Raw genomic sequence first — 26,042 nt, 5'->3', positions numbered from 1 at the left:
TCGTTTATTAATTTATTCGAGCTTTAAACCATGTCACGTGAGGCAGTTCACATCTAAGCATACCTTGCTACCATGTACAATCAACGCGTGCGCTAGGCGCTCGCGAACGATGTGACGCGTAACTGGTGACCAATTCGCGCTTTGATTGACCGTCTGTAGGAAATTGACCTATAAAGTGTTCATCTGGCGCGACTGACTAATCGCGGAGGCGCTAGTGGCCACAATCCGCATCAGCTACGACGGCGGCACCGTTCCCGTCGTCATGGGCGATCGGCCGGACGACGAGCTCGCGCCGATCGCCGAGCCCGTGCCCACGGGCTTCGAGACAAACGCCCTCTTCATCGTCGTCGAAGGGATCTATTGCTTCAGTCTGCAGACGGAGCAGCGCTTCCACCCGCCCTGGCTCGTGGTGCAGGCGGTCGACGGCGACGTCATTGACATTGTCTTTCGGACATTGCCGTGAAGAAGGGCATCATCCGCCGTGCCGTGCGCGGATGTTGCGCCGGCCTGTGCCTGTTGCTGCTCGGCGCCTGCGGCACGCGACCGACCGACTATCCGCTCGCCGCCGGGACGGCCAACCCGCCGCAGCCGGCGATCGACGCCGATCCGGCGCGTCCGCTCGTGGTGCTGGCGATTTCCGGTGGCGGCTCGCGGGCCGCCGCCCTCGGCGCCGCGGTCGTCAAGCAGTTGAACGACGTGCGCTACGCCTCCGGCGGCGAGCTGCGTCCGCTGGCGGCGGATATCGCGGTCGTTTCGTCGGTCTCGGGCGGCAGCGTCTACGCCGCCGATCTGGGCCTCAACGGGCCGGCCCACGCCGCGGCGTTCATGGAGCGCGTCCAGAACTACGACGGCATCGGGTGGCTCGTTGAGCGGGCGCTCGAGCCCGGCACCTGGATATCGCTGCAGCTCGAGAACCGGACGCGGATCGACGTGCTGCAGGAGATGGTCGAGGATCTGCTGCAGACCAAGGCGACGATGGCCGTGTTCAACCAGCCGGGCAAGCCGCTGGTGCTGCTCAACGCCACCGACCTGGTCGCGGGGCAGGTCTTTACCTTCGACCGGGATACGCTCGACGACGTCTGCATGGATTACGACCAGGTGCCGGTCAGTCTCGGCGTCACCGCCTCGGCGGCGTTTCCGATCGCCTTCCCGCCGGTCCTGCTGCGCAACGACTCCTATCTGCCGGGCGGATGTCCGGGGCAACGCAACGGGCGCCTGCCCTACCGGCTCCAGCTCCAGGTTCCGGCCGGGCCGTACGCCAATCTGGAAACCTACCGCATCGCCCGTTACCGTCAGTCGCTGCGCAACGAGGCGATCGAGACGACGGGCGCCGACGCCGCGGTCGGGCCCTACCGCAAGCCGCTCTATCTCCGCCTCGTCGATGGCGGCGTCGCCGACAATTCCGGCCTGACTGCTCTTCGCCGTGCGCTGCTGACGGTGGGCACGCCGGCCGATATCGGGCGCATGGTCGCGCAAGGCAAACTGTCCCGGATCGTCGTCATCGCCGTCAACGCGCGCAGCGATCCGCCGAACGAGCTCGACCGGTCGCCGGCATACACGACGGCCCTCGAGAGCGCCCAGGGGATCAGCGGCACGCTGGTGGACAGCGCCTCGGCCAATTCCGCGCTCGTCTTCCAGAACTTCGTCAAATTGCTGACCGACGACCGCGACCGGCTGGTTGCCGAGGGGCAGGTCCAGGCGAACTTCGCCGTCTATCCGATCTCGATCGATTTCGATCAGCTGCCCAACGCGACGGCGACCGAGCGCGAGGAGCAGCAGAAGGTCAAGTCGATCGCGACGAGCTGGACGTTGCAGCCGGGCGATGTGGCGCTCTTGGACAAGGTGGCCGGCGAGCTGCTATGGCGCCATCCGTGTTTCCGACTCCTCGTGGCGGATATCGGCTTGCAGGGCAAGCCGGAGGCCCCGCCCGTACCCGACACGCGCTGCCCGGTGGAACCGCCACGGCCGGGCGCCCAGGCCCGCCGGCGGATGATGTGACCGGCGACACCGCCCGCCGTCGCGCTTGGGATGTAGTCAGGCGTGGTCGTCACGGGAATCGCCTTCGCAAGACCTAGCCATTTGGCAATCGCTCGCAGTGAGGGGACGGCCCATGCATATCGTGAGACGGCTCGCCGAAACGCTGCTGACGGTAGCGCTGGCTCTGTGCGCGATGGGGGCCAAGGCGGCCGATACGCCGGTCATCACCGATGCACCCGTCATTGAAAGCATCGTCGACCGCGGCAGCGGTGCCATCCTGTGGTCGAGCGCCAACCCTGGCGCGCAGCCATCGCTCAAGCCCGGCCAGGCGATCCTGCTCAAGGGCCGCAATTTCGGGGCCGGTCCGATTACCGCGGCCCGGCCAGGGCTCGACCCGCCGGCCGGTGGCAGCGCGCCCGCCGGCGGCGGGCATTCGGTGCGCAGCTCGCCGCCGGAAGCCCGGGACAAGGAACTATCCAAGGTGCTGTTCGGCACCGTCCGCGCGCTCGAGCGCAATTTGTCGTCCTATCGCGCCCGCATCGACGCCGGGACCGGCGTGTCCTCCGTCCTGGCACGGCTGCAGGGCAAGACGCTGGACTATTTCGTCGAGCCGTGGGAGGCGGTCCCCGACACCTGGGCGGGAGACATCTACAGCTGGAACGACGGCGAGATCGACCTGACGGTACCGATCACCGCCTATGAGGGGCCGATCCAGGTCATCCGGATTCCGACCTCGGCCAACGACGTGCTCGACGTCAGGACCGGCAAGCCGCTGCTCTACCAGGACCCGAACACGGCGCGCGTGACGATCGACAAGCGCTATGCGTTTGTCGACGTCTGGCCGATCGAGCGGACCGGCAGGACAGTGCTGGCGAGCAATGCCGTTCCCGTCGGCATCGCGGTCGGTGGCGGCGACCGCTTGCAATATGGCTCGGTGACGTCGTCGGACCCGGCGGAAGCGCGTGCGGCCACGCAGGCGCTCGCGACGGCGGGCACCCGGCGGCTCGTCAAGGCGACGCCGACGCAGCGTTCGGCGACCGACCAATATGCCTATGGCGAGAAAGCCTTCTGGGCCTGGGACTGGAACCTGGCGGCACCGCATTTCGTGCTGGGCGTCGATTGGGACGGCATCTTCGGCTTCGACTTCGATCGCAAGGAACCGCCTCTGGACGCGGTGGTGAAGGGGGTGGAATACGCGAAATCGGGCATTCCCGAGCCGAAGACCGAGGCCCAGGGCTATCTGTTTCCGGTCCCGGCGGTGGACGGCTCGGCACAGCAGATGGTCCTGCACAAGGCGCTGATCGACCGCACGACCGGCGAGGGGATCCGCCCGTTCACCAGCTTCGGCGCCGTTCCGCTGCTGCCCGATGCCGGTGCCACGAAGGTCGTGGCACCGTCGGCTGCCTTCAGCAGCCAGACCTTCGCCGATCCGACGCCTTATCCGATCCAGATGGCGTTCCAGCTGCCGCCGCCCTTCCCGAAGCCGCTCGACGGCGGCGAGACCCGGCCGACGGGCTGGGCCGGCTATGTCTTTGCGCAGGTGGCGGCACCTGTTCCGGGCGAGCACAAGACCGTCGACTGGATCGGCTTCAATTGTGCCGCCTGTCATGCGGCGCGCGTGACGTTCGAATATGATGTGGGTGGCAAGAAGGTCAGCCGCTTCTTCAGCGGCATTCCCAATCCTGACTGGCGCGCGACGTTCCTTGCTCTCAGCGGGCGCACGCTGGGCCTCGTGGCCGAGGAGGGGCTGCCGCTGAACTTCATCCGCCAGGATTATCCGAGCGGAACCCGCCAGCAGGTCGCCGCGGCGGGAGAAACAAGCGGCATGCTCGGCCGGTTCCGGAACGCCCTCGACACGTTCTTGGCCCGGCACGGCGTCGCCCTGTCCAAGCAGAAAGTCGACAAGACGCTGCTGCTCTACAATTTGCCGCCCGGTTCGACTGAATCGACGTTGTTCAATCCCGCCGATCTGCCGGGCGATTACGCCAACGACTATTTCTTCTCGCCCGAAGCGATCCCGATCATCACCAACCACACGCCCGTCCGCCGGGCCCTGTCGCGGTCGGAGCTGATCGACGGCTTCGAGGGCGCCTATCTGCACGGCGAAGAGCCGGAAGGGGCCAGGGGACCGATGTCGGCGCGCGCGCTGCAGGATTTGACCCTCTACACCTCGACGCTGCATCAGGATGACGAGCTGCTCCGGCGCATCGGCGTCTACCGCTGGCTGGCACACAAGGGCCATGCGGACTGGATCGGCACGGGGGTCAACGAGGGCACATTCGTCAGCTTCGGCTATCAGGCGGACGATCTGCTCAAGCCCCCGAGCTTTCCGCCGCATCCGGGTCCGGCCGGCGGCTTGGGCGCAATGCGCGACGCGGCGACGGGCGGCCGGGCGGCACCATCCACCCCCTTCACCCAGCGTTTCCCCGGTCTCGTGCCGCATGTGGCGCACGGTGCGAAGCTGTTCCAGGACAGCTGTGGACGTTGCCACGTGCCGGGCAATGCCGGCCTCTGGACCAACGAGGACATGCAGCCGATTTCCGCAGCCGGCGGCAGCGATCCGGTCGGCCGCTTCTTCTCGCCCACCATTTGGCAGCGGCGGACCCAGGCGATCCGAACCGCCATCCTGCAGAACCTGTTCTGGGTCCAGCAGCGCGGCCTGCTGAGCGACGGGCACATCGTCTCCGATGCGCCCGACAACATGGACGGTCTGGACCTGCTGGTGCGCCCCGAGCGCTGCGAGGCGCCGGTCAACGCCGACGGCAGCGTCGACCTCGCCCGGGCCTCCGCCATCTACAAGAAGCTCTACACGATCCGCCAGGGTGCCGATCACAGCTTCAGGATCCCGAGCACCGGCATGCGCTTCGAGCTCTATACCCGCCTGAGTAGCGACAAGCCCGGCGTGCTCGAGCAGATCGTGGCGCCGGACGCCAATCGCCGTGTCAGGGCGGAAGAAGAGCGGCTCGTGGCACGGCACGCCTATTTCACCAAGATGGACGACGGCTATTACTATTGGGACTACCAGAAGATGCGCACCACTTACGGTATCCTGGAATTCGGTCTCGATCCGAATGATCCGAGGAGCCGCGCGCGCATCGGCGGGCTGCCTGCAGCGCCCCACCCTTGGTGCATGCCGGGCGGCTCGCCGCAGTCGGACATCGACGATCTGGTGATGTTCCTGCTCACGCTTTAGGTTGGACTGCCCGAGGTTGGAATTCCGGTGCCTTCCGCACTCCTCAGGCGCCCAGGCACCCGAACGCCGCGGACTCTCGCGCCGCGTATAACCCTGGAGAATAGCAGGGGTCGGCTTTCGACTTGGACAGACTATCCCTGGCCTGCTGATGATTCGGGCGGCGGTCAATCTAGAAGCAGGGTGGAAGCATGTTGAAGGTCGCGGCTCGGATAGCGGGCCTGCTGTTCGTACTCTGGCTTCCTCAACTGGGGCTTCCCCAACCGGCCCTCGCCGAGGAAAGCACCTTGCAGGTCGGCAGCGGATCCGGCGACGTTTCGACCCTCGACCCGCACCGGGCCAGTGCCACCGGTGACATGACACTCATCGGCTGGATCTATAGCGGTCTCGTCCGGTTCAAGCCGGGCAGCGCCGACCCGCGCGATATCGAACCCGACCTGGCGGAGAGCTGGGAGGCGTCGGCCGACGGCAGGACCTGGACGTTCCATCTGCGCAAGGGGGTCAAGTTCCAGGGTGATTGGGGCGAACTGACCGCGGACGACGTGGTCTATTCGCTGAACCGCGCTGCCGATTCCAAGCGCTCGACCTTCTCCTCGGATTTCGCCGCCATCGAGAGCGTCGCCAAGCTCGACGACTATACGGTGCGCGTCGCGCTCAAATATCCGGATGTCAATTTCCTCGGCCGCGTCTCCAGCTACCACGGCGGCAACATCATCAGCCGCAAGGCGGCCGAGAAGTTGGGCGACGATTTCGGCCATCATCCGGTCGGGACCGGTCCCTTCGCCTTCGTCGAGCAGGTGACCCAGCAATATGTGAAGCTCGCCGCCAATCCCGACTATTTCCGGGGCAAGCCCAAGATCGACACGATCATCGTGCATAACATTCCGTCCGACAGCGCGCGCGAGCTCGCCTTCGCGTCGGGGGAACTCGACCTGATGGAAGCCAAGCGCGAGCAGCGCTGGGTCGATAGCGCCCGCAAGCGCCGCGGCTTCAATGTCGATATCTTCCGGCCGGGCGAATATCGGGAGCTCCACATCAACCAGACCGTCCCGCCGCTTGACGATGTCCGCGTGCGCCAGGCGATTGCAGCGGCGATCAATGTCGATGATCTGGTCCGCTTCGTCGGCCGGGACGTCGGCTTCAAGGGATGCTCCGTCGTCCCGCCGGGCTATCTCGGCGAGGATTGCTCGGTTGGCAGCTACAGCTTCGACCTTGCCAAGGCCAAGGCGCTTCTGGCCGAAGCCGGCCATCCGGACGGGTTCACCGTGAAGGCGATCGTCTCCAACATCTCGGCCCAGCAGCCGTTCATGGAGGTGATCCAGGCTGAGCTCGCCAAGGTCGGCATCAAGCTCGACATGCAGGTGGTCGACCACCCGACCTATCAGAGCCAGATCCGTCGGGACCTGAGCGGGCTCGTGTTCTACGGCGCTGCCCGCTTTCCGATCGCCGATACCTATCTCAGCGAATTCTTCCATTCCCGGGCGATCGTCGGCACGCCGACCGCGGCCAGCAACTTCTCGCACTGCAAGGTCGCTGATGCCGAGATCGAGGGTGCGCGCGTCGCCGCCGACGCGGCGGCGCAACTGGCGATGTGGAAGGAGGCGCAGCGCAAGATCATGGCCGACGTCTGCGCCGTGCCGCTGTTCGAGCTGCGCCAGGTCTGGGTCCATAGCGATCGCCTGAATTACGGCTACGAGCTCAAGGGCGCCATGAACCTGGCGCCGCCGATCACCGAGGCGAGCACGGTGAAGCCGCGTTGACCGGACGGGCCCAGGCGCCGATGGCAACGGTCTGCCATCTCGCGGCTTACGTCGCGGCGGCTCGCGCGCGCGCCCTCGGTGCCGAGGAGCGTGAGGCCGCCTGCCGCAGCTTGCTCGATCTCGTGGCCGCGGCGGCGGCCGGTCTCGACGCCCCCGGCCCCCGGGCCGTGCGGGCGACGGCGTCCGCCGTCTTCGCGGGCGGCGATCATCCGATCTGGTTCTCGGGACGACGCACGGGCTTGGCCGGCGCCGTGTGGTGCAACAGCGCCGCGGCGGCAGCGCTCGACCTCGACGACGGTCACCGGCTCGCGCGCGGGCACCCTGGCGCCGCCGTCATCCCGGTTGCCGTCGCGGGTGCCGAGGGCGTGGGCGCGGCGACGGATGACCTGCTGAAGGCGATCGCGGTCGGCTACCAGGTTGGCGTCGCGATCGGCGCGTCCCGGCGGTTCTACGCGAATACCGGCATGTGGTCGGGCTACGGCGTCGTCGCGGCCTTGGGCCTGCTGCGCGGCACGCCGGAGGCAGCGCTGGCCCACGCCTTCGCGATCGCCGGGGTCAGTGCGCCGAACCAGCTCCATGCCGGCGGCGGTCCTGTTTTCCCCGCGCAGGAGGGCAGCGACGTCAAGGAGGGCATCCCTTGGTCGAACGTGACGGCGATCAACGCGCTGCTGCTTGCCGAAGCCGGGCACACCGGACCGCTCGGTCTGCTTGACGTCACAGAACATTTCGCGCCGGAAACGCTGCTCGCCGGCTTGGCCGGGCCACCGGCGATCACGCGCAGCTACGTCAAGTTCCATGCTTGTTGCCGGCATGTGCATGCGCCGGTCGAGGCGCTGCTCGGCCTGATCGAGCGGCATGGGCTCGATCCCCGCGCGATCGACGCCGTCGAGGTCGAGACCTACAGCGGTGCGCTGCGGATCGCCAACCGGGCCGAGCCGCAGGGCTTCACCGATATGCAGTTCAGCATTCCCTATTGCCTGGGGCTCGTTGCCCTGGACGGCGCTGAAGCGCTGCTGCCGCTGCGGGCGGATGCCGTCGGACGGCCCGAGGTGGCGGCCTTCGCGCGCAAGGTGTCGCTCCGTCTCGATCGGGCGCTCGATGCGCGTTTTCCGGCCGAAACCCTGGCGCGGGTCTCGGTCATGGCCGGCGGCCGGCGCTTCGTCTCGCCCGAGACGGCGCCGCGCGGCGAGGCGAGCGACCCGCCGTCCTGGGACGGGCTCGAGGAGAAGCTGCGCCGGGCGACGCGGTTCGTCGCGAGCGCCGCCGAGCAGGACGCGCTCTTGAGCGCGGTCCGTGCGTTGCGCGGCGGGGATCATCGGCCGCTGCTGCGCGTCTTCGCCGATGTGCGGCTCGGCCGCAATCGTGCGAGCGAAGCGTAAGCGCCGATCAGCCGTTGGAGAGGATCGTGCGCGAGATCTCGGCGGTCGTCTCGCGCGTGGCCTCCAGATAGGCCTCGACCAGGCGGGCGTTGCGGCTGTCACGCAGGTGGCAGAGATAAAAGTCAAGATGGATGGCCGGCTCGAATTGCCGGATCGCCAGCCTTTCGCGCAGGCCGCCGACGATGAGCGGATGCACGAGCGAGACGCCGACGCCGGCGGCGACGAACTCGCAGAGCGTCGGCGACACGCTGGCAATCATCGCTACATTGGGCGTGACACCGTGAGCCTCGAGCGCGCTGGTCACGCGCCGGCTCGTATGGCTCTCGAGATCGAATGACACGAACGGGACTCCAGTCAGATCGCCGGGCTCGATGACGCTCTTCGCCGCGAGCGGATGATCGAGCGGCAGGATGCAGACGACCGGCTGACCCATCATCGGCTCGGCGACGATGTAGGGATTGTCGATCGGGGCAATCACCAGCCCCACGTCGAGCTTCCGGGTGACGAGTCCATCGGTCACCCATTGCGAGCTGCGCGTCAGGATCGAACAGAACACGTCGGGATGGCGCGCGAGGAAGGCGCAGGTCGCCTGCTGGATGAACGAGCCCGACAGCGCCGGCATCACGCCGATCAGGATTCGCCTCTGCTCGTCGCGCCGGATCGTGTCGACCGCGTTCTCGACCTGGCGTACGCCAGCGAAGATCCGGTCGATCTCCTCGTAGAGCCGCATGCCGCGCCGGGTCGGCGCCAGCCGGCCCTTCAAGCGGTCGAACAGCTGCAGGCCGGTATCCTCCTCCAAATGCGCGATCAGTTTGCTCATCGCCGGCTGCGAGACGTTCATCATCTCCGCAGCCCGACTGACCGTGCCGTACTCGATCACGGCCTTGAAAGCCTCGACCTGGCGGAGGTTGATCCGTCGCGTCATGCCATAACCTCTGAGAATACAGTCGAGAGAAAAACGACTTTGACGCCATGGAGGATGGCGCCCTAGCGTCGAGGCCGGCAAGGAGAATTGCATGCGGCCGGATATCGTCATCGTCGGAGCGGGCATGGTTGGTGCCGCGATCGCCTATGGCCTGGCAGGGCGGGGCGAGCGCGTGCTGCTGCTTGACGGCAGCGACGGTGACTTTCGTGCCGCGCGTGCCAATTTCGGCCTGGTCTGGCTGCAGGGCAAGGGCTTGGGCCTGCCGGCCTACCAGACGCTGACGCGGCGCAGCATCGATGGTTGGCGAGGCTTCGCCGACGAGCTTGAGGCGCAGAGCGGCACGGATCTCTGCTACGAGCAGAACGGCGGGCTCGCCTTCTGCCTCGGTGCCGAGGCGTTCGAGAAGCGTGAGGCCACGCTGCAGCGCCTGCACAATCAATGGGGCGGCGGCGAGCCGGATTGGGAGATGATCGACCGGCCGGCGCTGCAACGGCTGCTGCCGAAGGCGGCGCTCGGGCCGGACGTAGCGGGGGCAAGCTTCGGCCGCCGCGATGGCCATGCCAATCCGCTGCGGCTGCTGGCGGCGCTGCAGGCGGGGATGACGCGGCTCGGCGGCACGTTCCGCAGCCATGCCGCCGTGCGGGAGATCTCCGTGGCAGGCAGCGATTTCCGCCTGCTGGTCGGCGACGAGGTCCTCGTGGCGCCGCGCATCGTCATCGCGGCAGGGCTCGGCACGGCGGGTCTGGCAGCCCAGGTCGGGCTCGACGTGCCGATCCGGCCGGAGCGCGGGCAGATCCTGGTGACCGAGCGGCTCGAACCGCTCCTGCCATTGCCGGCGAGCGGGCTGCGCCAGACCGCGGACGGCACGGTGATGATCGGGGCGACCAAGGAGGACGTCGGCTTCGATGTGTCGACGACCGGCGATGCCGCGAGCCGCCTGAGCCGGACCGCGATCCGTATCGTCCCAGCGCTCGCCCAGGCCCGGTTGGTCCGGCAATGGGCCGGACTGCGGGTCCTGACGCCGGATAGCTACCCGATCTACGCCCAGTCCGAGAGTCATCCCGGCGCCTTCGCCGCTGTGTGCCATTCCGGCGTGACACTCGCCGCGTTCCATGCCGGCGCTCTCGCCGCCGCCATCGCGGCTGGTGCGTTGCCGGACGATCTTTCCCCCTTCCACATGAGCCGTTTCGATGTTCCGCAAGCTGCATGATCCCGGCCTGAGTAATGAGGGCGCCGAGGCCGTGACGATCTATATCGACGGCACCCCCGTCGCGGCCGAGGCCGGCGAAAGCATCGCCGCCGTGTTGCTGCGCCAGTCGGACGCCTGGACCCGGACGACGCCGGTCTCCGGCAGCCCGCGCGCACCCTATTGCCTGATGGGCGTCTGTTTCGAGTGCCTGGCCGAAGTCGACGGCGTCGGGTCGGTCCAGACCTGCCTGACACCGGTCAAACCCGGCATGCGGGTCGTGCGCCAGCGGGGCCGTCGGTCACTCACGGATCAGGCGCTCTCGGCATGAGTGCGGTTGATCTTCTCGTGGTTGGCGCCGGCCCCGCCGGCATGGGTGCCGCCATCGCCGCGCGCCGCCATGGCCTCGATGTTCTCGTCGTCGACGACCAGCCCGCCCCGGGCGGCCAGATCTGGCGCGCGGTCGAGACCGTGGCGGCGACGTCGCGCGGCAGGCGGCTGGGCACGGCCTATCAGGCGGGCGCCAAGCGCGCCGAGGCGTTCCGGTCCTGCGGTGCCACCTACGAGCCCGGCAGCCAGCTCTGGCAAGTCGAGCCGGGGCAGGTCGAGCCGGGGCAAATCGAAGGAGGCTTCCGCGCGTTCCTGTCGCGCGAGGGCAGGGCGCGCAGCGTCCGAGCGAAGGCGGTCATCCTCGCAACCGGCGCTCAGGAGCGGCCGGTGCCGTTTCCGGGCTGGACGCTGCCGGGCGTTCTCACCGTCGGGGCCGCACAGATCTTGCTCAAGACCGCCGACGAGGTGCCGGAGAAGCCGGTCTGGATCGCCGGATCGGGGCCGCTGCCGCTGCTCTACATGACCCAGCTGCTGGCCGCCGGCGGCACGATCGCGGGCTTCCTCGACACTACGCCCAGCGGTCGGTTGAAGGCCGCCTTGCCGCACCTGCCAGGAGCGCTCGCCGGCCTTGGCAAGCTTGCCAAGGGGCTCGGCTGGACGCTGGCGCTGAAGCGGGCCGGCGTGCCCGTCATCCGTCATGTGACAGAGCTGGCGGCGGCCGGCGAGGGTCGGCTGCAGACGCTCAGCTATCGGACTGAAGACGGCAGCGAGGGGACCGTGCCGGCCGAGGTTCTGCTGGTGCACGAGGGCGTGGTGCCGAGCATCCATGCGGCGCTGGCGCTCGGCTGTGCGGTCGAATGGCGCGCGGACCAGCAGTGCTACGCGCCTAAGGTCGACGCCTGGGGCGAGGGCTCGCTGGCGGGCGTGTTCGTGGCCGGGGACGGCGCCGGCATCGGCGGTGCGGAGGCTGCGGAGCTGCGCGGGCAGCTCGCGGGCCTGAAGGTCGCGGCCAAGCTCGGCGCGCTCAGCGAGGCCGCACTTGCGGCCGAGGCACAGCCGCTCAGCCGGTCGCTCGCCCGCGAATTGGCGCCACGACCGTTCCTCGACGCCCTGTTCGCGCCGCGGCCGCAGGTCTTCGCACCTGCGGATGAGACCATCGTCTGCCGCTGCGAGGAGATCATGGCCGGTGACATTCGTGCCCGCGCTATGGTGGGCCGGCCAGGGCCGAACCAGCTCAAGGCCTTCACACGCGCCGGCATGGGGCCGTGCCAGGGCCGGCAGTGCGGCTATACGATCATGCATCTGTTGGCCGCGGCGCAGGGGCGCCCGGTCGCGGAGCTCGGCTTCTACCGCGTTCGGCCGCCGCTGAAGCCGGTGACACTCGGCGAGCTCGCGAGCCTCGACGAGACGGAGGCGGCGTCGTGACCGTGCTGGGATGTGACGTTGCCGTGATCGGCGGCGGGCTGCATGGCCTGTCGGCGGCGCTGCATCTGGCGCGGGCCGGCCGGCGCGTGCTCGTGCTGGAGCGGTCCTGGGTCGGGCGCCATGCCTCCGGCGCCACCGCCGCAGGCGTGCGCACGCTCGGCCGCGATGTGGCCGAGGTGCCGATCTCGCTCGAGGCGATGGAGATGTGGCACCGCATCGAGGCGATCGTCGGCGATGGCTGCGGCTTTCATGCCGACGGCCAGATCCGCGTCGCCGAATTCGACAGCCATTGGCCGGACCTGCTGCAGCGCGAGGCCCGTATGCGCGCGCTCGGCTATACCCACGAAGAGATCGTCGATGCCGAGGAGTTGCGCCGCCTGGTCCCGGCATTGAGCCCGCATTGCGTGGGTGCGCTCGTCGCCCGCCGCGATGGCGCCGCCGATCCGCACCGGACCATCGCGGCCTTCCGCCGGGCATGCGAGGCTGCGGGCGTCACGATCGTCGAAGGTTGCGGCGTCGAGGCGGTCGAGCGGCGGGGCGCCGATTGGCTCTTGAGCACCGGTGCCCGCCGCTTCACGGCACCGGTCGTGGTCAACGCCGCCGGCGCCTGGGCGGGCCGGCTTGCGGCAATGTTAGGCGACGAGATCGAGCTCGGCCTCAAGGCCTCGATGATGATCGTGACCGAGCGGCTGGCACCAGTGTTGGCGCCGGTCGTGAGTGTCGTTGGCCGTGCGCTCTCCTTCAAGCAGTCGGACCAGGGCACGCTGGTGATCGGTGGCGGCTTGCAAGGTTCGGCCGATCTCGACCGACAGGCGAGCCGCGTCGATTTCGCGACGCTGGCTCGGGGCGCGCGGGCGGCGGTCGATCTCTTCCCGGTGGTCGGTGACGTACGGATCGCGCGCTGCTGGACCGGAATCGAGGCCAAGACCCGCGACCTGCTGCCGGTCATCGGCGCCTCGCCGAACCAGCCGGGCCTGTTTCACGTTTTCGGCTTCTCCGGCCATGGCTTTCAGCTGGTGCCCGTCGTGGGTGCCATCCTCTGCGACCTGATCCTCGAGGGCGGGACGCAGCGCCCGATCGCGGCCTTCGCGCCGGAGCGCCTGATGCCGGCGAGGGCGGCCGCATGACGGGATATCTCCTGAAGCGCTTGGCTCTGGCGATCCCGACGCTGTTCATCATGCTGACGGCGATCTTCGTGCTGGTGCGGCTCGTGCCAGGCGATGCCGCGGCGGTCATCCTGGGCGATCAGGCGACGGCGGCCGCACTCGCGGCGTTGCGCGTCAAGCTCGGGCTCGACCAGCCGGTGTCGGTACAATATCTGACCTTCCTCGGCCATGTGCTGAGTGGCGATCTCGGCCAGTCGCTCAGTAGCGGCCGGAGCGTCGTCGACGAAGTGCTGGTGGTGTTGCCGTCAACGATCGAGCTCACCTTGACCGCAATCGCGATCGGCCTCGTCGCAGGATTGCCGCTCGGCGTCGTCGCAGCGCTGCGCCAGAACGGCTGGCTCGATTATATCTCGCGCCTCGTGTCGCTCCTGGGCCTGTCCTTTCCGGCCTTCGTTTCCGGCATCCTGATGCTGATCGTGTTCGCGATCGAGCTGGGCTGGTTTCCGGTCCTGGGCCAGATCGGCGAGGGTAGCGGCCTTGCCGCCCATCTGCAGGCGCTGGCGCTGCCGGCGCTCAATCTCGGCATCATCATGATGGCCTACGTCATGCGCGTAACCCGGGCCGCCATGCTGGGCGTGCTGACCGAGGACTATATCCGCACCGCCCGCGCCAAGGGCGTGGGCCCGGGCCGGCTCGTCTGGCGCCATGCCTTCCGCAACAGCCTGATCCCGGTCATCACGGTCGTCGGGCTCTATTTCGGCACGCTCATCGGCAATTCGGTGCTGACCGAGATCATCTTCAACCGGCCGGGGCTGGGGAAGCTGATCATCGCGGCACTCGACACACGCGACTACACATTGCTGCAGGGGCTCATGATCATCTTCGCCGTCTGCGTGATCGTCGTGAACACGCTGACCGACCTCGCCTATGGCCTGGTCGATCCCCGGGTCAAGTTCTCATGACCGCCGATGTCGTAACGCCCGATGTCGTAACGCCGCCGCCGCCGCGGTCCGGCCGGTTCCTGCGTGCCTTCTCCCAGAACCGGCTGTCCTGGCCGGGCGTGGTCCTGCTCGCCGCGATCGTGCTGGTGGCGATCTTTGCCCCGCTGCTGGCGCCGCACGATCCGCTGGAGCAGAACATCGTGGCACGGCTCGAGCCGCCCTCGGCCGAATTCTGGCTCGGCACCGACAGCTACGGCCGCGATGTGCTCTCCCGCCTGATCTACGGTGCCAGGATCTCGCTCACCGTGGGGTTCATCTCGGTGCTGATTGCGATGGTCGTCGGCACCGCCATCGGCGTGGTTACGGGCTATGTCGGCGGGCTCCTCGATCAGATCGTGATGAGCGTGCTCGACGTCCTGCTGTCGTTCCCGACCCTGCTCCTGGGCCTGATGATTGCGGCCATGCTGGGGGCGAGCTTGCAAAACCTGATCATCGCGATCGCGGTGACGGAGGTGGCGCCGTTCGCGCGCGTCGCCCGCGCTCCCACGATCACGCTGAAGCAGCGCGATTTCGTCGAGGCGTGCCGGTCCTACGGCTGCGGGCCGTTCCGAATCATGGTCCGGCACATCCTGCCCAACATGATCTCCGACGTGGTCGTGGTGAGCTCGCTCTGGCTCGCCTCTGCGATCCGGACCGAGGCGTCGTTGAGCTTCATCGGCCTTGGCGCACCACCGCCGGCCGCGAGCTGGGGCGGCATGATCCGCGAAGGGTTCGAGAACATCCTCGATGCCTGGTGGCTGGCGGTGTTCCCAAGCCTCGCGATCCTGGCGACGGTGCTGGCGCTCAATCTGCTGGGCGATGCGCTGCGCGATGCCGCCGATCCGCGTTCGCAGGGGTCGCGATGACGGCACCCGTTCTCTCCGTCGAAAACCTGGCGACCTCGTTCCGCGTCGGCGACGGCTGGCGGCCGGTGGTCAAGGGCGTCTCCTTCGACATCGCGCCCCGCGAGACCCTGGCGGTCGTCGGCGAGTCCGGGTCGGGCAAGAGCGTCACGGCGCTCTCGATCCTGCAGCTGGTCCCGCCGGGGGCGAGCCGGATCGAGGGTTCGATCCGGCTCGGCTCGACCGAGCTGCTGGCGCTCTCCGAGCGAGAGATGCGCCAGGTCCGCGGCAACGAGATCGCGATGATCTTCCAGGAGCCGATGACGTCGCTCAATCCGGTGCTGACCGTCGGCAGCCAGATCGCCGAGACGCTGATCCTGCATCGCGGCCTCGACCGGACCGCGGCCGAGATGGAGACGATCCGCCTCTTGGACAAGGTGCGCATCCCGGCGGCGAAGTCGCGGTTCCACGAATATCCGCACCGCTTCTCCGGCGGCATGCGCCAGCGCGTGATGATCGCGATGGCGCTCGCCTGCAAGCCGAAGCTGCTCATCGCCGACGAGCCCACGACCGCGCTCGATGTGACGATCCAGGCGCAGATCCTCGACCTCATCCGCGCGCTGCAGGCGGAGGACGGCATGTCCGTCCTGTTCATCACCCACGACATGGGCGTGGTCGCCGAGATCGCCGACCGTACCGTGGTCATGTATCGGGGCGAGGCGGTCGAGGCGGGGCGGACCGCGGACATCTTCGCGCGGCCGGACCATCCCTATACCCGCTCGCTGCTCGCGGCCGTGCCGGCGCTCGGCTCGATGACGGGCCGCGCCCGCCCGATGCGTTTCCCGGTCGTCGATCGGACGACCGGCAAGGCGGACGTGCCAACCGAGGTGCCCGACACCGTCGGAATATCCGGGCGGCCGGCGCTGGAGGTTACGGGCCTCACGACGCGCTTCGAACTCCGGTCCAGCCTGTTCGGCAGGGTGAGGGGGCGGGTCCACGCGGTCGAGAACGTCTCGTTCAGCATCCAGGCCGGCGAGACCGTGGCGCTGGTCGGCGAATCCGGCTGCGGCAAGTCTACGACCGGCCGCTCGGTCATGCGCCTCGTCGAGCCGCGCGCCGGCTCAATCCTGCTCGACGGCGTCGACATGCTGAAGCTGCCGCGGCGCGCGCTCAAGGATCAGCGCAAGCGCATGCAGATGATCTTCCAGGACCCGTTCGCGGCCCTCGACCCGCGCATGGACGTCGGCTCGGCGATCACCGAGCCGCTGCTGGTCAACCGGCTCGCGACCCGTGCGGAAGCCCGCGACAAGGCGGCCGATCTGCTGCGGCGCGTCGGGCTCGAGCCCGACATGGCGCGCCGGTTTCCACACGAATTCTCTGGCGGCCAGCGCCAGCGCATTTGCATCGCGCGCGCCCTGGCCGTCGAGCCGCGCCTGATCGTCGCCGACGAATCGGTCTCCGCGCTCGACGTCTCGGTCAAGGCGCAGGTCGTGAACCTGATGCTCGATCTGCAGGCGAGCCTGGGGCTGGCCTATCTCTTCATCTCGCACGACATGTCGGTCGTCGAGCGGGTCAGTCACCGTGTCGCGGTCATGTATCTGGGCGAGATCGTCGAGATCGGCCCGCGCGCGGCGATCTTCGGCAATCCGCAGCATCCCTATACGAAGCGCCTGCTCGCCGCCGTGCCGATCGCGGATCCGGCGCGCCGTGGCGGGCGGCTGCCGGTCGTCGACGACGAAATCCGGAGCCCGGTACGCCCGCCGGATTATGAGGCGCCGGCCCGTATCTATCGAACCGTCGCGCCGGGCCACGCCGTGATGGTCTGGGGCGAGGAGTGGGAGAGGTCGCCGCCCGTTTGCGCCGCATCGGCTCGCCACAGAGACTGCTGAGCACGATCGAGATCGAGGAGCTCGAGGCGCATTAAATCGGCAGGGCGCTCGGCCACCGCCTTGCCATCGATCGGGTCCGGATCGTGACGGTCAATCCCGGAAGACGACGGTGCGGTGGCCGTTCATCAGCACCCGGTCGTCCAAGTGCCAGGCGAGTGCGCGGGCGAGCACGCGCCGCTCGATGTCGCGCCCCTTGCGGATGAGATCGTCGGCCGAGTCCTGATGGCTGATCCGCTCGACGTCCTGCTCGATGATCGGGCCCTCGTCGAGATCGGCCGTCACGTAATGCGCCGTGGCGCCGATCAGCTTCACGCCGCGCGCGTGCGCCTGGTGATAGGGCTTGGCGCCCTTGAAGCCGGGCAGGAAGGAATGATGGATGTTGATGCAGCGGCCGGCGAGCGCCGCTGACATCTCATCGCTCAACACCTGCATGTAGCGCGCGAGCACGACCGTGTCGGTCCGGGTCTCTTCGACCAGGCCGAGGATCTCAGTCTCCTGCTGCCGTTTCGTCTCCCTGGTGACGGCCAAGTGGTGGAACGGGATGCCGTCGAAATCGAGGTGCCGGTAGGTCTCGATCGGGTGGTTCGAGACGATGCCGGTGATCGCCATGCGGATCTCGCCGATGCGCCAGCGATAGAGCAGGTCGGCCAGGCAATGGTCGAACTTGGAGACGAGCAGCAGGACACGCCGCTCCTCGTCGCACGGCCGCATGCGCCAGACGAGATCGAAGCGGCGGGCAACCGTTTCGAAGCCCTCGCGGATTGCGTCGATCGGCGGCGCCGTGTCGTCGACCCGGTTGAACCGGATGCGGGCGAAGAACTGGCCGCTCGCGGTGTCGTCGTATTGCTGCGCCTCGAGGATGTTGCAGCCCTGTTCGAACAGATAGCCCGACACCCGGGCGACGATGCCGGGGCGGTTGACGCTGGACAGCGTGAGGACGGCTTGGTCCGCCAGCGAAAGAGACATGAGGTCTGGCTCGTCAAAAGAAATACGGGACGGTCGGAAGCAAGGAATGGCGGCGCCGGGCGCCGCCGTCAACCTTGGGCGCAGGTCGCGGCGATGCCGGGCCGGCCGGCGACGCGGCCGTGAGGCATGTCTACAAATGAACAAACTTGACGTATATCTTTTGTAGACATATTGTAGGCTATCTCAAGCGGAGACGTCACGAGCATGGAAACCAGCGGAAACGAGGCTGCGCCGTCGCCCGATCGAAAGGCGACCATGAGCGACGTCCTGCGGCGGCGGATCCTGACGATGGAGCTGGCACCGGGCGCCGTGCTGGATGAAATGGCGTTGAGCGAGGAGTTCGGGCTGTCGCGCCCGCCCGTCCGCGAGCTCATGCGGCAGATGGCGGGCGAGGGCTACATCGAGCTCGAGGCCAACCGGGCCGCGCGCGTGACCTCGATGAGCTATCAGTCACTGCGCAACTTCTTCCTGGTCGCGCCGATGATCTATGTCGCGACAACGAAGCTTGCCGCCGAAAATGCGTCGCGGTCAGAAATTGACGCATTGAAGCTGATCCAGAAACGCTTCCGAACGGCAGTCGAACAATATGACGTCGACGGGCGGGTCTTCTACAACGATCAGTTTCATCTTCAGATCGGCGAGATGGCGCACAATCCTTACTTGATGCCGAGCCTGCGCCGCCTGTTGATCGACCATGCCCGCATCGGAAAGATCTTCTACCGGCATCCGAACAACCCGCAAATGCAGGACGACCTCGAGACCGCGGCGCGCCAGCACGACGAGATCATCGAGGCGATCGAGCGGCGCAGTGGCGATGCCGCGGGAGATCTCGTGCGCGCTCACCTGGATCTGTCACGGCGCAACATGGCGATGTACGCGGCGCCGGAAGGGCTTGAAAGCCCTATCGGCATGTAGCGATCGCAAGATCAACCAGATCTGAGAATACCGGGGATGGCCATGGCTGAACTGCTGACGACCGAGCAGTATAAAAAGCTTGCGAAGGAGCTGAAATTCCCAAGCAAGTCGATCATCGACGGCGCGCCTGTATCCGCCGCGTCCGGGAGGACGTATTCGACTTATAATCCCGCGACGGGAGAGCTTCTCGCGCAACTGCCGGCTTGCGGGGCGCAGGACGTCGACACGGCGGTTGCTTGTGCGCGCTCGGCGTGGGCCGACGGCCGCTGGGCAAAACGTCATCCTGCGGACCGGAAGCGGGCGCTGCTCAGGCTTGCCGACCTTATCGAGCAGCACGCGCTTGATTTGTCGATTCTGGAGAGCCTCGATAGCGGCAAGACCATCTTCGACTGCCAGACGGTGGACCTTCCCGAGACGGTAAACTGCTTGCGATGGCATGCCGAAGCCATCGACAAAATCTATGACCAGGTGTCGCCGCCGTCGAATGACCACATCGCCCTGATCGTCCGAGAGGCGATCGGCGTGGTCGGGCTCGTCCTGCCCTGGAACTTCCCCTTGCTGATGCTCGCCTGGAAGATCGGGCCGGCGCTCGCCGCGGGGTGCTCGCTGATCGTCAAGCCGGCGGAAGAAACCTCGTTGACGGCGCTGCGCGTCGCCGAGCTGGCGCTCGAGGCCGGCATTCCGCCCGGCATCTTGAATGTGGTGACCGGTTCAGGCCCCGAGGTCGGCGAACCCATCGGGCGGCATCCTGATATCGATGTGGTGTCGTTCACCGGGTCGACGGAAACCGGGCGCCGCTTCCTCAAGTACGCGGCCGAAAGCAATCTCAAGGAAGTCGTCCTCGAGATGGGCGGCAAGAACCCCTGTATCGTCATGGATGACGCCGAGGATCTCGACAGTGTCGCAAGCCATGTCGTGAACGGCGCCTATTGGAACATGGGCGAAAATTGCTCGGCGATCTCGCGGCTCATCGTGCACGCGGACGTAAAGCAGCGCCTCATCGAGAAGATCATCGCGCTCGCGGAAAGCTGGCACGTCGGCGACCCGCTCGATCCCCGCAATCGCATCGGGCCGCTCGTCTCCGAAGAGCATTTCGGGAAGGTCCAGTCCTACCTGGGGCAAGGTGAGCGGGTGCTCTATGGCGGAACGACCAGCGAAGGCCGCTTCGTCCATCCGACAATCCTCGAGCTCGAGCACAATCGTGTCCGGCCTGCCCGAGAGGAGATTTTCGGGCCGATCCTGTCGGTCATCACGGTGGATAGCCTGCAGGAAGCCGTAGAGGTCGCAAACGACACCGATTACGGGCTCGCGGCGTCGGTCTTCACGGCGAACGGCAAGCGCGCGCTGCGCGCCGCGCGTTCGCTGAAAGCCGGCACGGTCACCGTCAACTCCTTCGGCGAAGGCGACATCACGACGCCGTTCGGCGGCTTCAAGCAGTCAGGCTTCGGCGGTCGCGATAATTCGCTGCACGCCCACGATCAATACACGCAACTGAAGACAATCTGGCTGGATCTCTCCGGATCCGAAACGGGAGAACTGTAGCGACATGTCCGATTTTCCTTTCCCGGGTCTGAACCTCGCCGTCGCGACACCTTTCGACAGTGAAGGGCGGATCGATTTCGCGCGGCTGGAACGAAATATCGAGCGTTATATCGCGGCCGGCGTGCGTGGCTTCGTGCTCAGCTCCGGCACCGGGATGCACGTCTACCTCTCGACCGAGGAATCGAAGTCCCTGGTCAAGCGCGGCGCGAAGATCATCAACGGGCGCGCCAAGATCATCGCGCAGACGTCCGCCCTTCTCGTGGAAGATGTCGTCGAGCGCACGCGCTACGCGGCCGATTGCGGCGCCGACGGCGTGATGGTGCTGCCGCCGTTCTTCGAAGGCCCGACGGATCATCAGGGGATCGTCGATTTCTATACGGAGGTCGCGAAGGCCGGCCTGCCGGTCATCGGCTACAACGTGCCCCAGGCCGTCGGCGTGGCGGTTACCCCGTCGCTGCTCAACGAATTGAGCGACATCCCCGGCTTCTGCGCCGTCAAGGACAGCAGCGGCGATTTCGTGAAGCAGGCGGCACTCATTCGGACCGGAAGGCCGGTCATGAACGGGACGGATCCGCTCATGCTCTTCGCCCTCTATGCCGGATGCAGCGGTGCGATCTGGGGCGGTGCCGGTTTCGCGCCGCGGACGTGCGTCGCTCTCTTCGAGGCCGCCCGCGCTCGAAACTGGGAGGCCGCCCGCGACATCTGGACATCGCTGGAGCCGGTCATGTCCCTCATTTGCGAGCGCGACTACGTGCAATCCGTCTATGCCGCCGTCGAACTGACCGGCTATGGCGCGGGACATCCGCGCAAGCCGCTGAGAGGGCTGCCAGCCGATCGAATCGAGGCCCTGCGGGGGGCCCTCGGCGGGCTTGCCGAGCGGGAAGCAGCGCATCATGAGCCCCGTTAAGGCAAAAAGCTTTGTGGCCTCGCGGCTCCCTGAGAATACGGGGGTGTGCGGCTGGGTTGCGATGCTGCCGCCTCGTGTCGAGAAGCCTCGCCTGGAGGGAGCCCTCACGGCCGACGTTGTCGTGATTGGCGGCGGCTTCGCGGGTTTGTCCGCGGCGCGCCGGCTGTCGCAGCTCGACCCTCAATTGCGTGTCGCCGTGCTGGAAGTCGGGGGCATCGGCGAGGGGTCGGCCGGACGCAATTCCGGCTTCATCATCGACCTGCCGCACGAGGTGTCGTCGGAAGATTTCAGCGAGGCCTCGTCGAACAAGAGCCGGCGGGATATCACCGTTCAACGCACGGCGATTGCGTTGGCGAGCGAGCTGGCTGCCGAGCAGGGCTGGGGCCCGGATATCCTCGATCCATGCGGCAGATACAGCGTCGCGATGAGCGCCGAAGGGGACAAACATCTTGTCACCTATGCACGCCAACTCGCCGAACTGGGAGAAGCGCACACCCTCCTCGATGCGAAAGAAACTGCGGAGATTACCGGGTGTCCTGCCTTCACCTCGGGGCTCTTCATGCCCGGGACGGTGATGATCCAGCCCGCCGCCTATATCCGGGCGGTCGCCGACAGCCTGAAGGAGCCGGTCCGGGTCTTCGAGAGAACGCCCGCATTGTCCTTCGCGAGGGTCGACGGCGGCTGGCTGGTCAAGACCCCGCACGGCTCCGTTGAGGCGGGCCAGATCATTCTGGCCAACAACGGGCACGCCCAGAGCTTCGGTTTCTTCAGCGGGCGCCTGCTGCACGTCTTCACCTATGCATCGCTCACCGAGGAATTCGACCCGGCACGCCTTTCGGGCGCGCGCAAATGGGGCGCGACACCGGCACTTCCCATGGGCACGACGGTTCGCCGTATTAACGGAAAGGGCGGCGACCGCATCCTGATCCGGTCGCGATACACCTACAATCCAGGCCTGGACGTCGGCGACGGCGAGATGAGGCGCGCAGGTGCGCTGCACGATCGTAAGTTCGCCGCTCGTTTCCCGGGCCTCCCGAATATCGGGATGGAATACCGCTGGGCCGGGGCGATGGCGATCACGTGGAACAGCGTGCCCGCCTTCGGCGAGGTCGAGCAAGGGATCATCGCTGCCTGCGGATGCAACGGGCTTGGCGCATCGAAAGCGACCGCTTCCGGCATCGCGGCGGCGGAGATGGCGCTCGGCGTCAGTTCCGAGCTCAGTCGCATCTATCAGACCTTCCAGCCTCCGAAATCGCTGCCGCCTCAACCGCTGACAACGATCGGCGCCAAAATAACCCTGGCCGTGCGCGAGTGGAACGCGGGAGACGAATAAGAGAAACGGCCGACATGCCAATCGTGCGGCTCGTCGAGTGCAAGAAAAAAACGAATCGCGGGGGCTCGTCCTCCTCTCGAAATCCGTGACTGCGGCGCCACGGACCAAGTGAAGTTGCCGCCAACAGGGAAATGGCAATGAAAAAACTACTCGCATCCACGTGCCTGCTCACCGGGTTGGTGGCAGGCCCGTCTTTCGCCAACGCCGCGGCCTGCGGCGACGTCACCATCGCGGCCATGAGCTGGCAGTCGGCCGAGGCGCTCGCCTATGTCGACCAGTTCATCCTCAAGAACGGCTACGGCTGCAACGCTTCCGCCATCGCCGGCGACACTGTTCCGACGATTACGTCGATGGCCGAGAAGGGGCAACCGGACATCGCCCCGGAGGCGGTGGTGAGCCTCCTCCCGGACGTTGTTGCCAACGCGATCGCCGACGGGCACGTCGTCAAGGTCGGGACGGCGATCGACGAAGGGTCCTCTTCGGGCTGGTACATCCCGAAGTACCTGGCCGACCAGCACCCCGACATCAAGACCGTCGACGATGCGCTGCGTCATCCCGAGCTCTTTCCGGCGCCCGAAGACCCATCGAAGGGCGGAATTCTTCAGGGACCGCAGGGATGGGGCGACACAGTCGTGACGGCACAGCTCTTCAAGGCTCTGAAGGCTGCAGACAAGGGCTTCGTGCTGGTGCCGACCGGGTCGGCAGCCGGCCTCGATGGCGCGATCGCCAAGGCTTACGAGCACAAGCAGGGGTACATCGCCGCCTACTGGGCGCCGACGTCCCTGCTGCAGAAATATCCGATGAAGCGCCTGGAAGCGGCCCACGACGATGCCGAGTGGAAGCGGTGCACGACGGTTCAGTCGTGCCCCGATCCGAAGCCGAACTACTGGCAGGCGACACCGGCCGTGACGCTGGTGAGCGGCAAGTTCGCAAAGCGTGAGGATATCGCTCCGGCCCTGGGCTATCTGAAAGCCCGGAGCTGGAGCCAGGACACCGTCGGCAACGTGATGCTCTGGATGACGGAAAACCAGGCGACCGGTGCCGACGGCGCGAAGCACTTCCTGAAAACGCAGCCTGACCTCTGGACGAAGTGGGTCCCGGCCGACGTCGCCGCGAAGGTCAAGGCGGCGCTCTAAGGTCATTGCACACCATCCCGGGGCTTTGGGAGAGGTCTTGAAGCCTCGGGAGCGATGTCGCTGCTCGTCGGGCGCCTTCGCGGACGATCACGCCCACGATGTTCCGCAACAGATCATTGACGGATGTCGCGATGAACTGGCTGCTCAATTTTCCGCAATTAAGCGACGAGTCCCTGCTGGCGATCAAACGATACGTCGACGGATCGTTCAGGGCCTTTACCCGCACCTACGGCGACGGAATCGAAGCCTTCTTTGGCCCGCTCGACCGGACCCTGATCTTCTTCGAGCGCCTGATAACCGGCACGCCGTGGCCGATCATCGTCCTCGTGATCGGTGCCGTCGCGTGGTTTGCAGCCCGCAGCTGGGCGGTCGTGGCGGCCGCGGTCGGAACTCTGCTCGCGATCGGTCTCTTCGGCCTGTGGGGCGATGCGATGAAGACGATCTCTCTCGTCTTCGCCGCGACGATCTTTTCGATCGCAATCGGCATTCCGATCGGCGTCCTGATGTCCCGCTTCAGGCGCCTCGGGGCCATCGTGCAGACCGTTCTCGATGTCATGCAGACGATGCCTCCCTTCGTCTATCTCATTCCCGTCGTCATGCTCTTGGGAATAGGCCGGGTGCCGGGCTTCATCGCTGTGGTCATCTACGCTCTTCCGCCGATCATCCGTCTCACGGACCTCGGCATCAGGCTGGTCGACAGCGAAGTCATCGAGGCGGCCGACGCTTACGGCTGCTCGCGCTGGCAGAAGCTGTCGAAAGTGCAGATGCCGCTCGCCCTGCCGACCATCATGGCCGGCATCAACCAGACGATCATGATGGCGCTTGCCATGGTCGTCATCGCCTCAATGATCGGCGTGCAGGGGCTGGGGCTGAGCGTCCTTCAGGCGATCGCCAATCAGTATTTCACGCTGGGTGTCTTCAACGGCTTTGCCATCGTCGGCATTGCGATCATTTTCGACCGCATAAGCCAGGCGTATGGGCGCCGCCTACAGCGGCATAGGGGTGCCACGCATGGCTAGAAACATCCAGTCCGACGCCTCGATCGAGATACGGGAGCTGTTCAAGATCTTCGGCGCCTCGCCAGCGCGGCATGTCGAGGCTGTAAGGAACGGGCTCTCCAAGACCGAACTCGGGCGAAACCATGGGCATGTGCTGGCGCTGAACAACATCAGCATCGCCATGCCGGCCGGCAAGATTCAGGTCATCATGGGCCTGTCCGGCTCCGGCAAGTCCACGCTGATCCGGCATATCAACCGGCTGGTCGAGCCGACCTCGGGATCGATCGTCATCGACGGACGCGACATCCTCGATATGGGGGAATTGGAGCTGCGCGAATTCCGGCGCAATCGGACCGCGATGGTGTTCCAGAAATTCGCCCTTCTGCCGCACAGGACCGTCATCGAGAACGTGACGTTCGGCCTCGAGGTCCGGGGCATGCCAAAGGCGAAAGCGCGCGATGTCGGCATGGCGTGGATCGAGCGGGTCGGCCTCCACGGGTTCGATGCCCGTTATCCGCATGAGCTGTCCGGCGGCATGCAACAGCGGGTCGGCCTTGCCCGCGCGCTCAGCAACGATGCCGCAATCCTCCTGATGGATGAGGCCTATTCGGCATTGGACCCGCTCATCAGGACGGATATGCAGACAGTGCTTCTGGATCTGCAGGCGGAATTGAAGAAGACCATCGTCTTCATTACGCATGATCTCGACGAGGCGCTCAGGCTCGGCGATCAGATCGCGATTTTGCGGGACGGCGAAGTCGTCCAGCAGGGCACGAGCCAGGACATCGTCCTGCGGCCGGCCGACAACTACGTCATGGACTTCGTCAAGGGCGTCAACAGAGCGCGCGTGGTGCGCGTCGAGACCGTGATGAAGCCTCTCGGGCGAGCCTATCCGACCGGAGACACCACGATCCCAGCCGGCGCGGCGATCGAAGATGCGATGCGGATGGTGGTCCATGGCCCGGATACCGAGGTTGTCGTCGTCGGATCGACCGGACAGCCTGTCGGATTGGTCAGCCTGCGAGAGCTTGCCGGGGCATTGATCTCTCCGGGTGGGTCGCTCCCGCAGAACCTTGGCCCACAGGCCACCACGACGACCGAACCCGCGCGCAGCCAGCGGAGCCGGCTCTAGAGCGGTTTGCGATCATGCTGGGTCATAGCCCGCGGTCTTGAAATAGTTGAGGCACTCATCGGGCTCGTAGAGGTCGCAGATTTCGCCGATGGCCTGCCAGAGGTCCTCGATCGTCCTGGCGGCG

21 protein-coding genes are annotated in these 26,042 nt (G+C 66.7%); 19 read left to right on the top strand and 2 right to left on the bottom strand.

Annotated features, from left to right (window positions below):
* The first annotated feature begins 214 nt into the window (after nucleotides 1-214).
* From IEY58_RS31165 to IEY58_RS31145, 5 genes are all read left to right on the top strand, one after another.
* The gene (locus IEY58_RS31165; protein WP_189052088.1) at nucleotides 215-463 is read left to right on the top strand and encodes a hypothetical protein; all 249 of its coding nucleotides are present in this window, start codon (nucleotides 215-217) and stop codon (nucleotides 461-463) included.
* A complete protein-coding gene (locus tag IEY58_RS31160; RefSeq protein WP_189052087.1) occupies nucleotides 460-1,998 on the top strand; it encodes a patatin-like phospholipase family protein in 1,539 nt (512 codons plus the stop codon). The genes IEY58_RS31165 and IEY58_RS31160 overlap by 4 nt, the downstream gene beginning before the upstream one ends.
* Before the next feature lie 112 nt (nucleotides 1,999-2,110).
* Nucleotides 2,111-5,170, top strand: a complete 3,060-nt coding sequence (locus IEY58_RS31155) for a hypothetical protein (RefSeq protein WP_189052086.1) — start codon at nucleotides 2,111-2,113, stop codon at nucleotides 5,168-5,170.
* A gap of 188 nt (nucleotides 5,171-5,358) precedes the next feature.
* Entirely contained in the window at nucleotides 5,359-6,927 is a 1,569-nt protein-coding gene (locus IEY58_RS31150; RefSeq protein ID WP_189052085.1) for an ABC transporter substrate-binding protein, read from the top strand.
* A complete protein-coding gene (locus IEY58_RS31145) occupies nucleotides 6,924-8,306 on the top strand; it encodes an MmgE/PrpD family protein (protein WP_229744093.1) in 1,383 nt (460 codons plus the stop codon). The genes IEY58_RS31150 and IEY58_RS31145 overlap by 4 nt, the downstream gene beginning before the upstream one ends.
* A 7-nt stretch (nucleotides 8,307-8,313) precedes the next feature.
* Here IEY58_RS31145 and IEY58_RS31140 read toward each other — a convergent pair whose 3' ends face one another.
* Nucleotides 8,314-9,231 carry a LysR substrate-binding domain-containing protein gene (locus IEY58_RS31140; RefSeq protein WP_189052084.1) on the bottom strand — a complete coding sequence of 306 codons (918 nt, stop codon included), beginning with the start codon at nucleotides 9,229-9,231 and terminating at the stop codon, nucleotides 8,314-8,316.
* Nucleotides 9,232-9,322: 91 nt separating this feature from the next.
* On the opposite strand from IEY58_RS31140, the gene IEY58_RS31135 reads away from it, so the two are divergent.
* The 7 genes from IEY58_RS31135 to IEY58_RS31105 are packed head-to-tail and all read left to right on the top strand — an operon-like array spanning nucleotide 9,323 to nucleotide 16,989.
* Complete coding sequence (locus tag IEY58_RS31135) at nucleotides 9,323-10,441, top strand: NAD(P)/FAD-dependent oxidoreductase (RefSeq protein WP_189052083.1); 1,119 nt, start codon at nucleotides 9,323-9,325, stop codon at nucleotides 10,439-10,441.
* Nucleotides 10,422-10,748 carry a (2Fe-2S)-binding protein gene (locus tag IEY58_RS31130; RefSeq protein WP_189052082.1) on the top strand — a complete coding sequence of 109 codons (327 nt, stop codon included), beginning with the start codon at nucleotides 10,422-10,424 and terminating at the stop codon, nucleotides 10,746-10,748. Before IEY58_RS31135 ends, IEY58_RS31130 begins: the two co-directional genes overlap by 20 nt.
* A complete protein-coding gene (locus IEY58_RS31125; RefSeq protein ID WP_189052081.1) occupies nucleotides 10,745-12,172 on the top strand; it encodes an FAD/NAD(P)-dependent oxidoreductase in 1,428 nt (475 codons plus the stop codon). The genes IEY58_RS31130 and IEY58_RS31125 overlap by 4 nt, the downstream gene beginning before the upstream one ends.
* Nucleotides 12,169-13,299 carry an NAD(P)/FAD-dependent oxidoreductase gene (locus IEY58_RS31120; protein ID WP_229744092.1) on the top strand — a complete coding sequence of 377 codons (1,131 nt, stop codon included), beginning with the start codon at nucleotides 12,169-12,171 and terminating at the stop codon, nucleotides 13,297-13,299. Before IEY58_RS31125 ends, IEY58_RS31120 begins: the two co-directional genes overlap by 4 nt.
* Nucleotides 13,296-14,240 carry an ABC transporter permease gene (locus IEY58_RS31115; protein WP_189052080.1) on the top strand — a complete coding sequence of 315 codons (945 nt, stop codon included), beginning with the start codon at nucleotides 13,296-13,298 and terminating at the stop codon, nucleotides 14,238-14,240. The genes IEY58_RS31120 and IEY58_RS31115 overlap by 4 nt, the downstream gene beginning before the upstream one ends.
* The gene (locus IEY58_RS31110; RefSeq protein ID WP_189052079.1) at nucleotides 14,237-15,124 is read left to right on the top strand and encodes an ABC transporter permease; all 888 of its coding nucleotides are present in this window, start codon (nucleotides 14,237-14,239) and stop codon (nucleotides 15,122-15,124) included. The genes IEY58_RS31115 and IEY58_RS31110 overlap by 4 nt, the downstream gene beginning before the upstream one ends.
* Complete coding sequence (locus IEY58_RS31105; protein WP_189052078.1) at nucleotides 15,121-16,989, top strand: ABC transporter ATP-binding protein; 1,869 nt, start codon at nucleotides 15,121-15,123, stop codon at nucleotides 16,987-16,989. The genes IEY58_RS31110 and IEY58_RS31105 overlap by 4 nt, the downstream gene beginning before the upstream one ends.
* Nucleotides 16,990-17,079: 90 nt before the next feature.
* Here the strand turns inward: IEY58_RS31105 and purU are convergent, their stop codons facing one another.
* Entirely contained in the window at nucleotides 17,080-17,955 is an 876-nt protein-coding gene (gene purU, locus IEY58_RS31100) for a formyltetrahydrofolate deformylase (protein ID WP_189052077.1), read from the bottom strand.
* Nucleotides 17,956-18,210: 255 nt separating this feature from the next.
* On the opposite strand from purU, the gene IEY58_RS31095 reads away from it, so the two are divergent.
* From IEY58_RS31095 to IEY58_RS31065, 7 genes are all read left to right on the top strand, one after another.
* Nucleotides 18,211-18,870, top strand: coding sequence for a GntR family transcriptional regulator (locus tag IEY58_RS31095; protein ID WP_229744091.1), 660 nt, complete (start codon nucleotides 18,211-18,213; stop codon nucleotides 18,868-18,870).
* Between the two features lie 42 nt (nucleotides 18,871-18,912).
* Complete coding sequence (locus tag IEY58_RS31090; RefSeq protein ID WP_189052075.1) at nucleotides 18,913-20,412, top strand: aldehyde dehydrogenase; 1,500 nt, start codon at nucleotides 18,913-18,915, stop codon at nucleotides 20,410-20,412.
* Between the two features lie 4 nt (nucleotides 20,413-20,416).
* Complete coding sequence (locus IEY58_RS31085) at nucleotides 20,417-21,319, top strand: dihydrodipicolinate synthase family protein (protein WP_189052074.1); 903 nt, start codon at nucleotides 20,417-20,419, stop codon at nucleotides 21,317-21,319.
* Nucleotides 21,306-22,652: an NAD(P)/FAD-dependent oxidoreductase gene (locus IEY58_RS31080; protein ID WP_189052073.1), complete on the top strand. Its 1,347-nt coding sequence runs from the start codon at nucleotides 21,306-21,308 to the stop codon at nucleotides 22,650-22,652. Before IEY58_RS31085 ends, IEY58_RS31080 begins: the two co-directional genes overlap by 14 nt.
* Nucleotides 22,653-22,789: 137 nt before the next feature.
* Nucleotides 22,790-23,788, top strand: coding sequence for a glycine betaine ABC transporter substrate-binding protein (locus IEY58_RS31075; RefSeq protein ID WP_189052072.1), 999 nt, complete (start codon nucleotides 22,790-22,792; stop codon nucleotides 23,786-23,788).
* A 131-nt stretch (nucleotides 23,789-23,919) separates the two neighbouring features.
* A complete protein-coding gene (locus tag IEY58_RS31070; protein ID WP_189052071.1) occupies nucleotides 23,920-24,807 on the top strand; it encodes an ABC transporter permease in 888 nt (295 codons plus the stop codon).
* The gene (locus tag IEY58_RS31065; RefSeq protein WP_229744090.1) at nucleotides 24,764-25,918 is read left to right on the top strand and encodes a quaternary amine ABC transporter ATP-binding protein; all 1,155 of its coding nucleotides are present in this window, start codon (nucleotides 24,764-24,766) and stop codon (nucleotides 25,916-25,918) included. Before IEY58_RS31070 ends, IEY58_RS31065 begins: the two co-directional genes overlap by 44 nt.
* Nucleotides 25,919-26,042 lie beyond the last annotated feature (124 nt).

This window comes from Aliidongia dinghuensis (assembly GCF_014643535.1).
GTDB lineage: Bacteria > Pseudomonadota > Alphaproteobacteria > ATCC43930 > CGMCC-115725 > Aliidongia > Aliidongia dinghuensis.
Note: the sequence above shows the minus strand (reverse complement) of the source record. Positions and strands in the feature narration are given on the sequence as shown.

What these genes read in the sequence shown, in the direction of transcription:
- IEY58_RS31155 (WP_189052086.1), top strand. Translation starts at nt 2,111, where the DNA reads ATGCATATCGTGAGACGGCTCGCCGAAACGCTGCTGACGGTAGCGCTG.
- IEY58_RS31150 (WP_189052085.1), top strand. Translation starts at nt 5,359, where the DNA reads ATGTTGAAGGTCGCGGCTCGGATAGCGGGCCTGCTGTTCGTACTCTGG.
- IEY58_RS31140 (WP_189052084.1), bottom strand. Translation starts at nt 9,231, where the DNA reads ATGACGCGACGGATCAACCTCCGCCAGGTCGAGGCTTTCAAGGCCGTG.
- IEY58_RS31135 (WP_189052083.1), top strand. Translation starts at nt 9,323, where the DNA reads ATGCGGCCGGATATCGTCATCGTCGGAGCGGGCATGGTTGGTGCCGCG.
- IEY58_RS31130 (WP_189052082.1), top strand. Translation starts at nt 10,422, where the DNA reads ATGTTCCGCAAGCTGCATGATCCCGGCCTGAGTAATGAGGGCGCCGAG.
- IEY58_RS31125 (WP_189052081.1), top strand. Translation starts at nt 10,745, where the DNA reads ATGAGTGCGGTTGATCTTCTCGTGGTTGGCGCCGGCCCCGCCGGCATG.
- IEY58_RS31115 (WP_189052080.1), top strand. Translation starts at nt 13,296, where the DNA reads ATGACGGGATATCTCCTGAAGCGCTTGGCTCTGGCGATCCCGACGCTG.
- IEY58_RS31110 (WP_189052079.1), top strand. Translation starts at nt 14,237, where the DNA reads ATGACCGCCGATGTCGTAACGCCCGATGTCGTAACGCCGCCGCCGCCG.
- IEY58_RS31105 (WP_189052078.1), top strand. Translation starts at nt 15,121, where the DNA reads ATGACGGCACCCGTTCTCTCCGTCGAAAACCTGGCGACCTCGTTCCGC.
- purU (WP_189052077.1), bottom strand. Translation starts at nt 17,955, where the DNA reads ATGTCTCTTTCGCTGGCGGACCAAGCCGTCCTCACGCTGTCCAGCGTC.
- IEY58_RS31095 (WP_229744091.1), top strand. Translation starts at nt 18,211, where the DNA reads ATGAGCGACGTCCTGCGGCGGCGGATCCTGACGATGGAGCTGGCACCG.
- IEY58_RS31090 (WP_189052075.1), top strand. Translation starts at nt 18,913, where the DNA reads ATGGCTGAACTGCTGACGACCGAGCAGTATAAAAAGCTTGCGAAGGAG.
- IEY58_RS31085 (WP_189052074.1), top strand. Translation starts at nt 20,417, where the DNA reads ATGTCCGATTTTCCTTTCCCGGGTCTGAACCTCGCCGTCGCGACACCT.
- IEY58_RS31080 (WP_189052073.1), top strand. Translation starts at nt 21,306, where the DNA reads ATGAGCCCCGTTAAGGCAAAAAGCTTTGTGGCCTCGCGGCTCCCTGAG.
- IEY58_RS31075 (WP_189052072.1), top strand. Translation starts at nt 22,790, where the DNA reads ATGAAAAAACTACTCGCATCCACGTGCCTGCTCACCGGGTTGGTGGCA.
- IEY58_RS31070 (WP_189052071.1), top strand. Translation starts at nt 23,920, where the DNA reads ATGAACTGGCTGCTCAATTTTCCGCAATTAAGCGACGAGTCCCTGCTG.
- IEY58_RS31065 (WP_229744090.1), top strand. Translation starts at nt 24,764, where the DNA reads ATGGGCGCCGCCTACAGCGGCATAGGGGTGCCACGCATGGCTAGAAAC.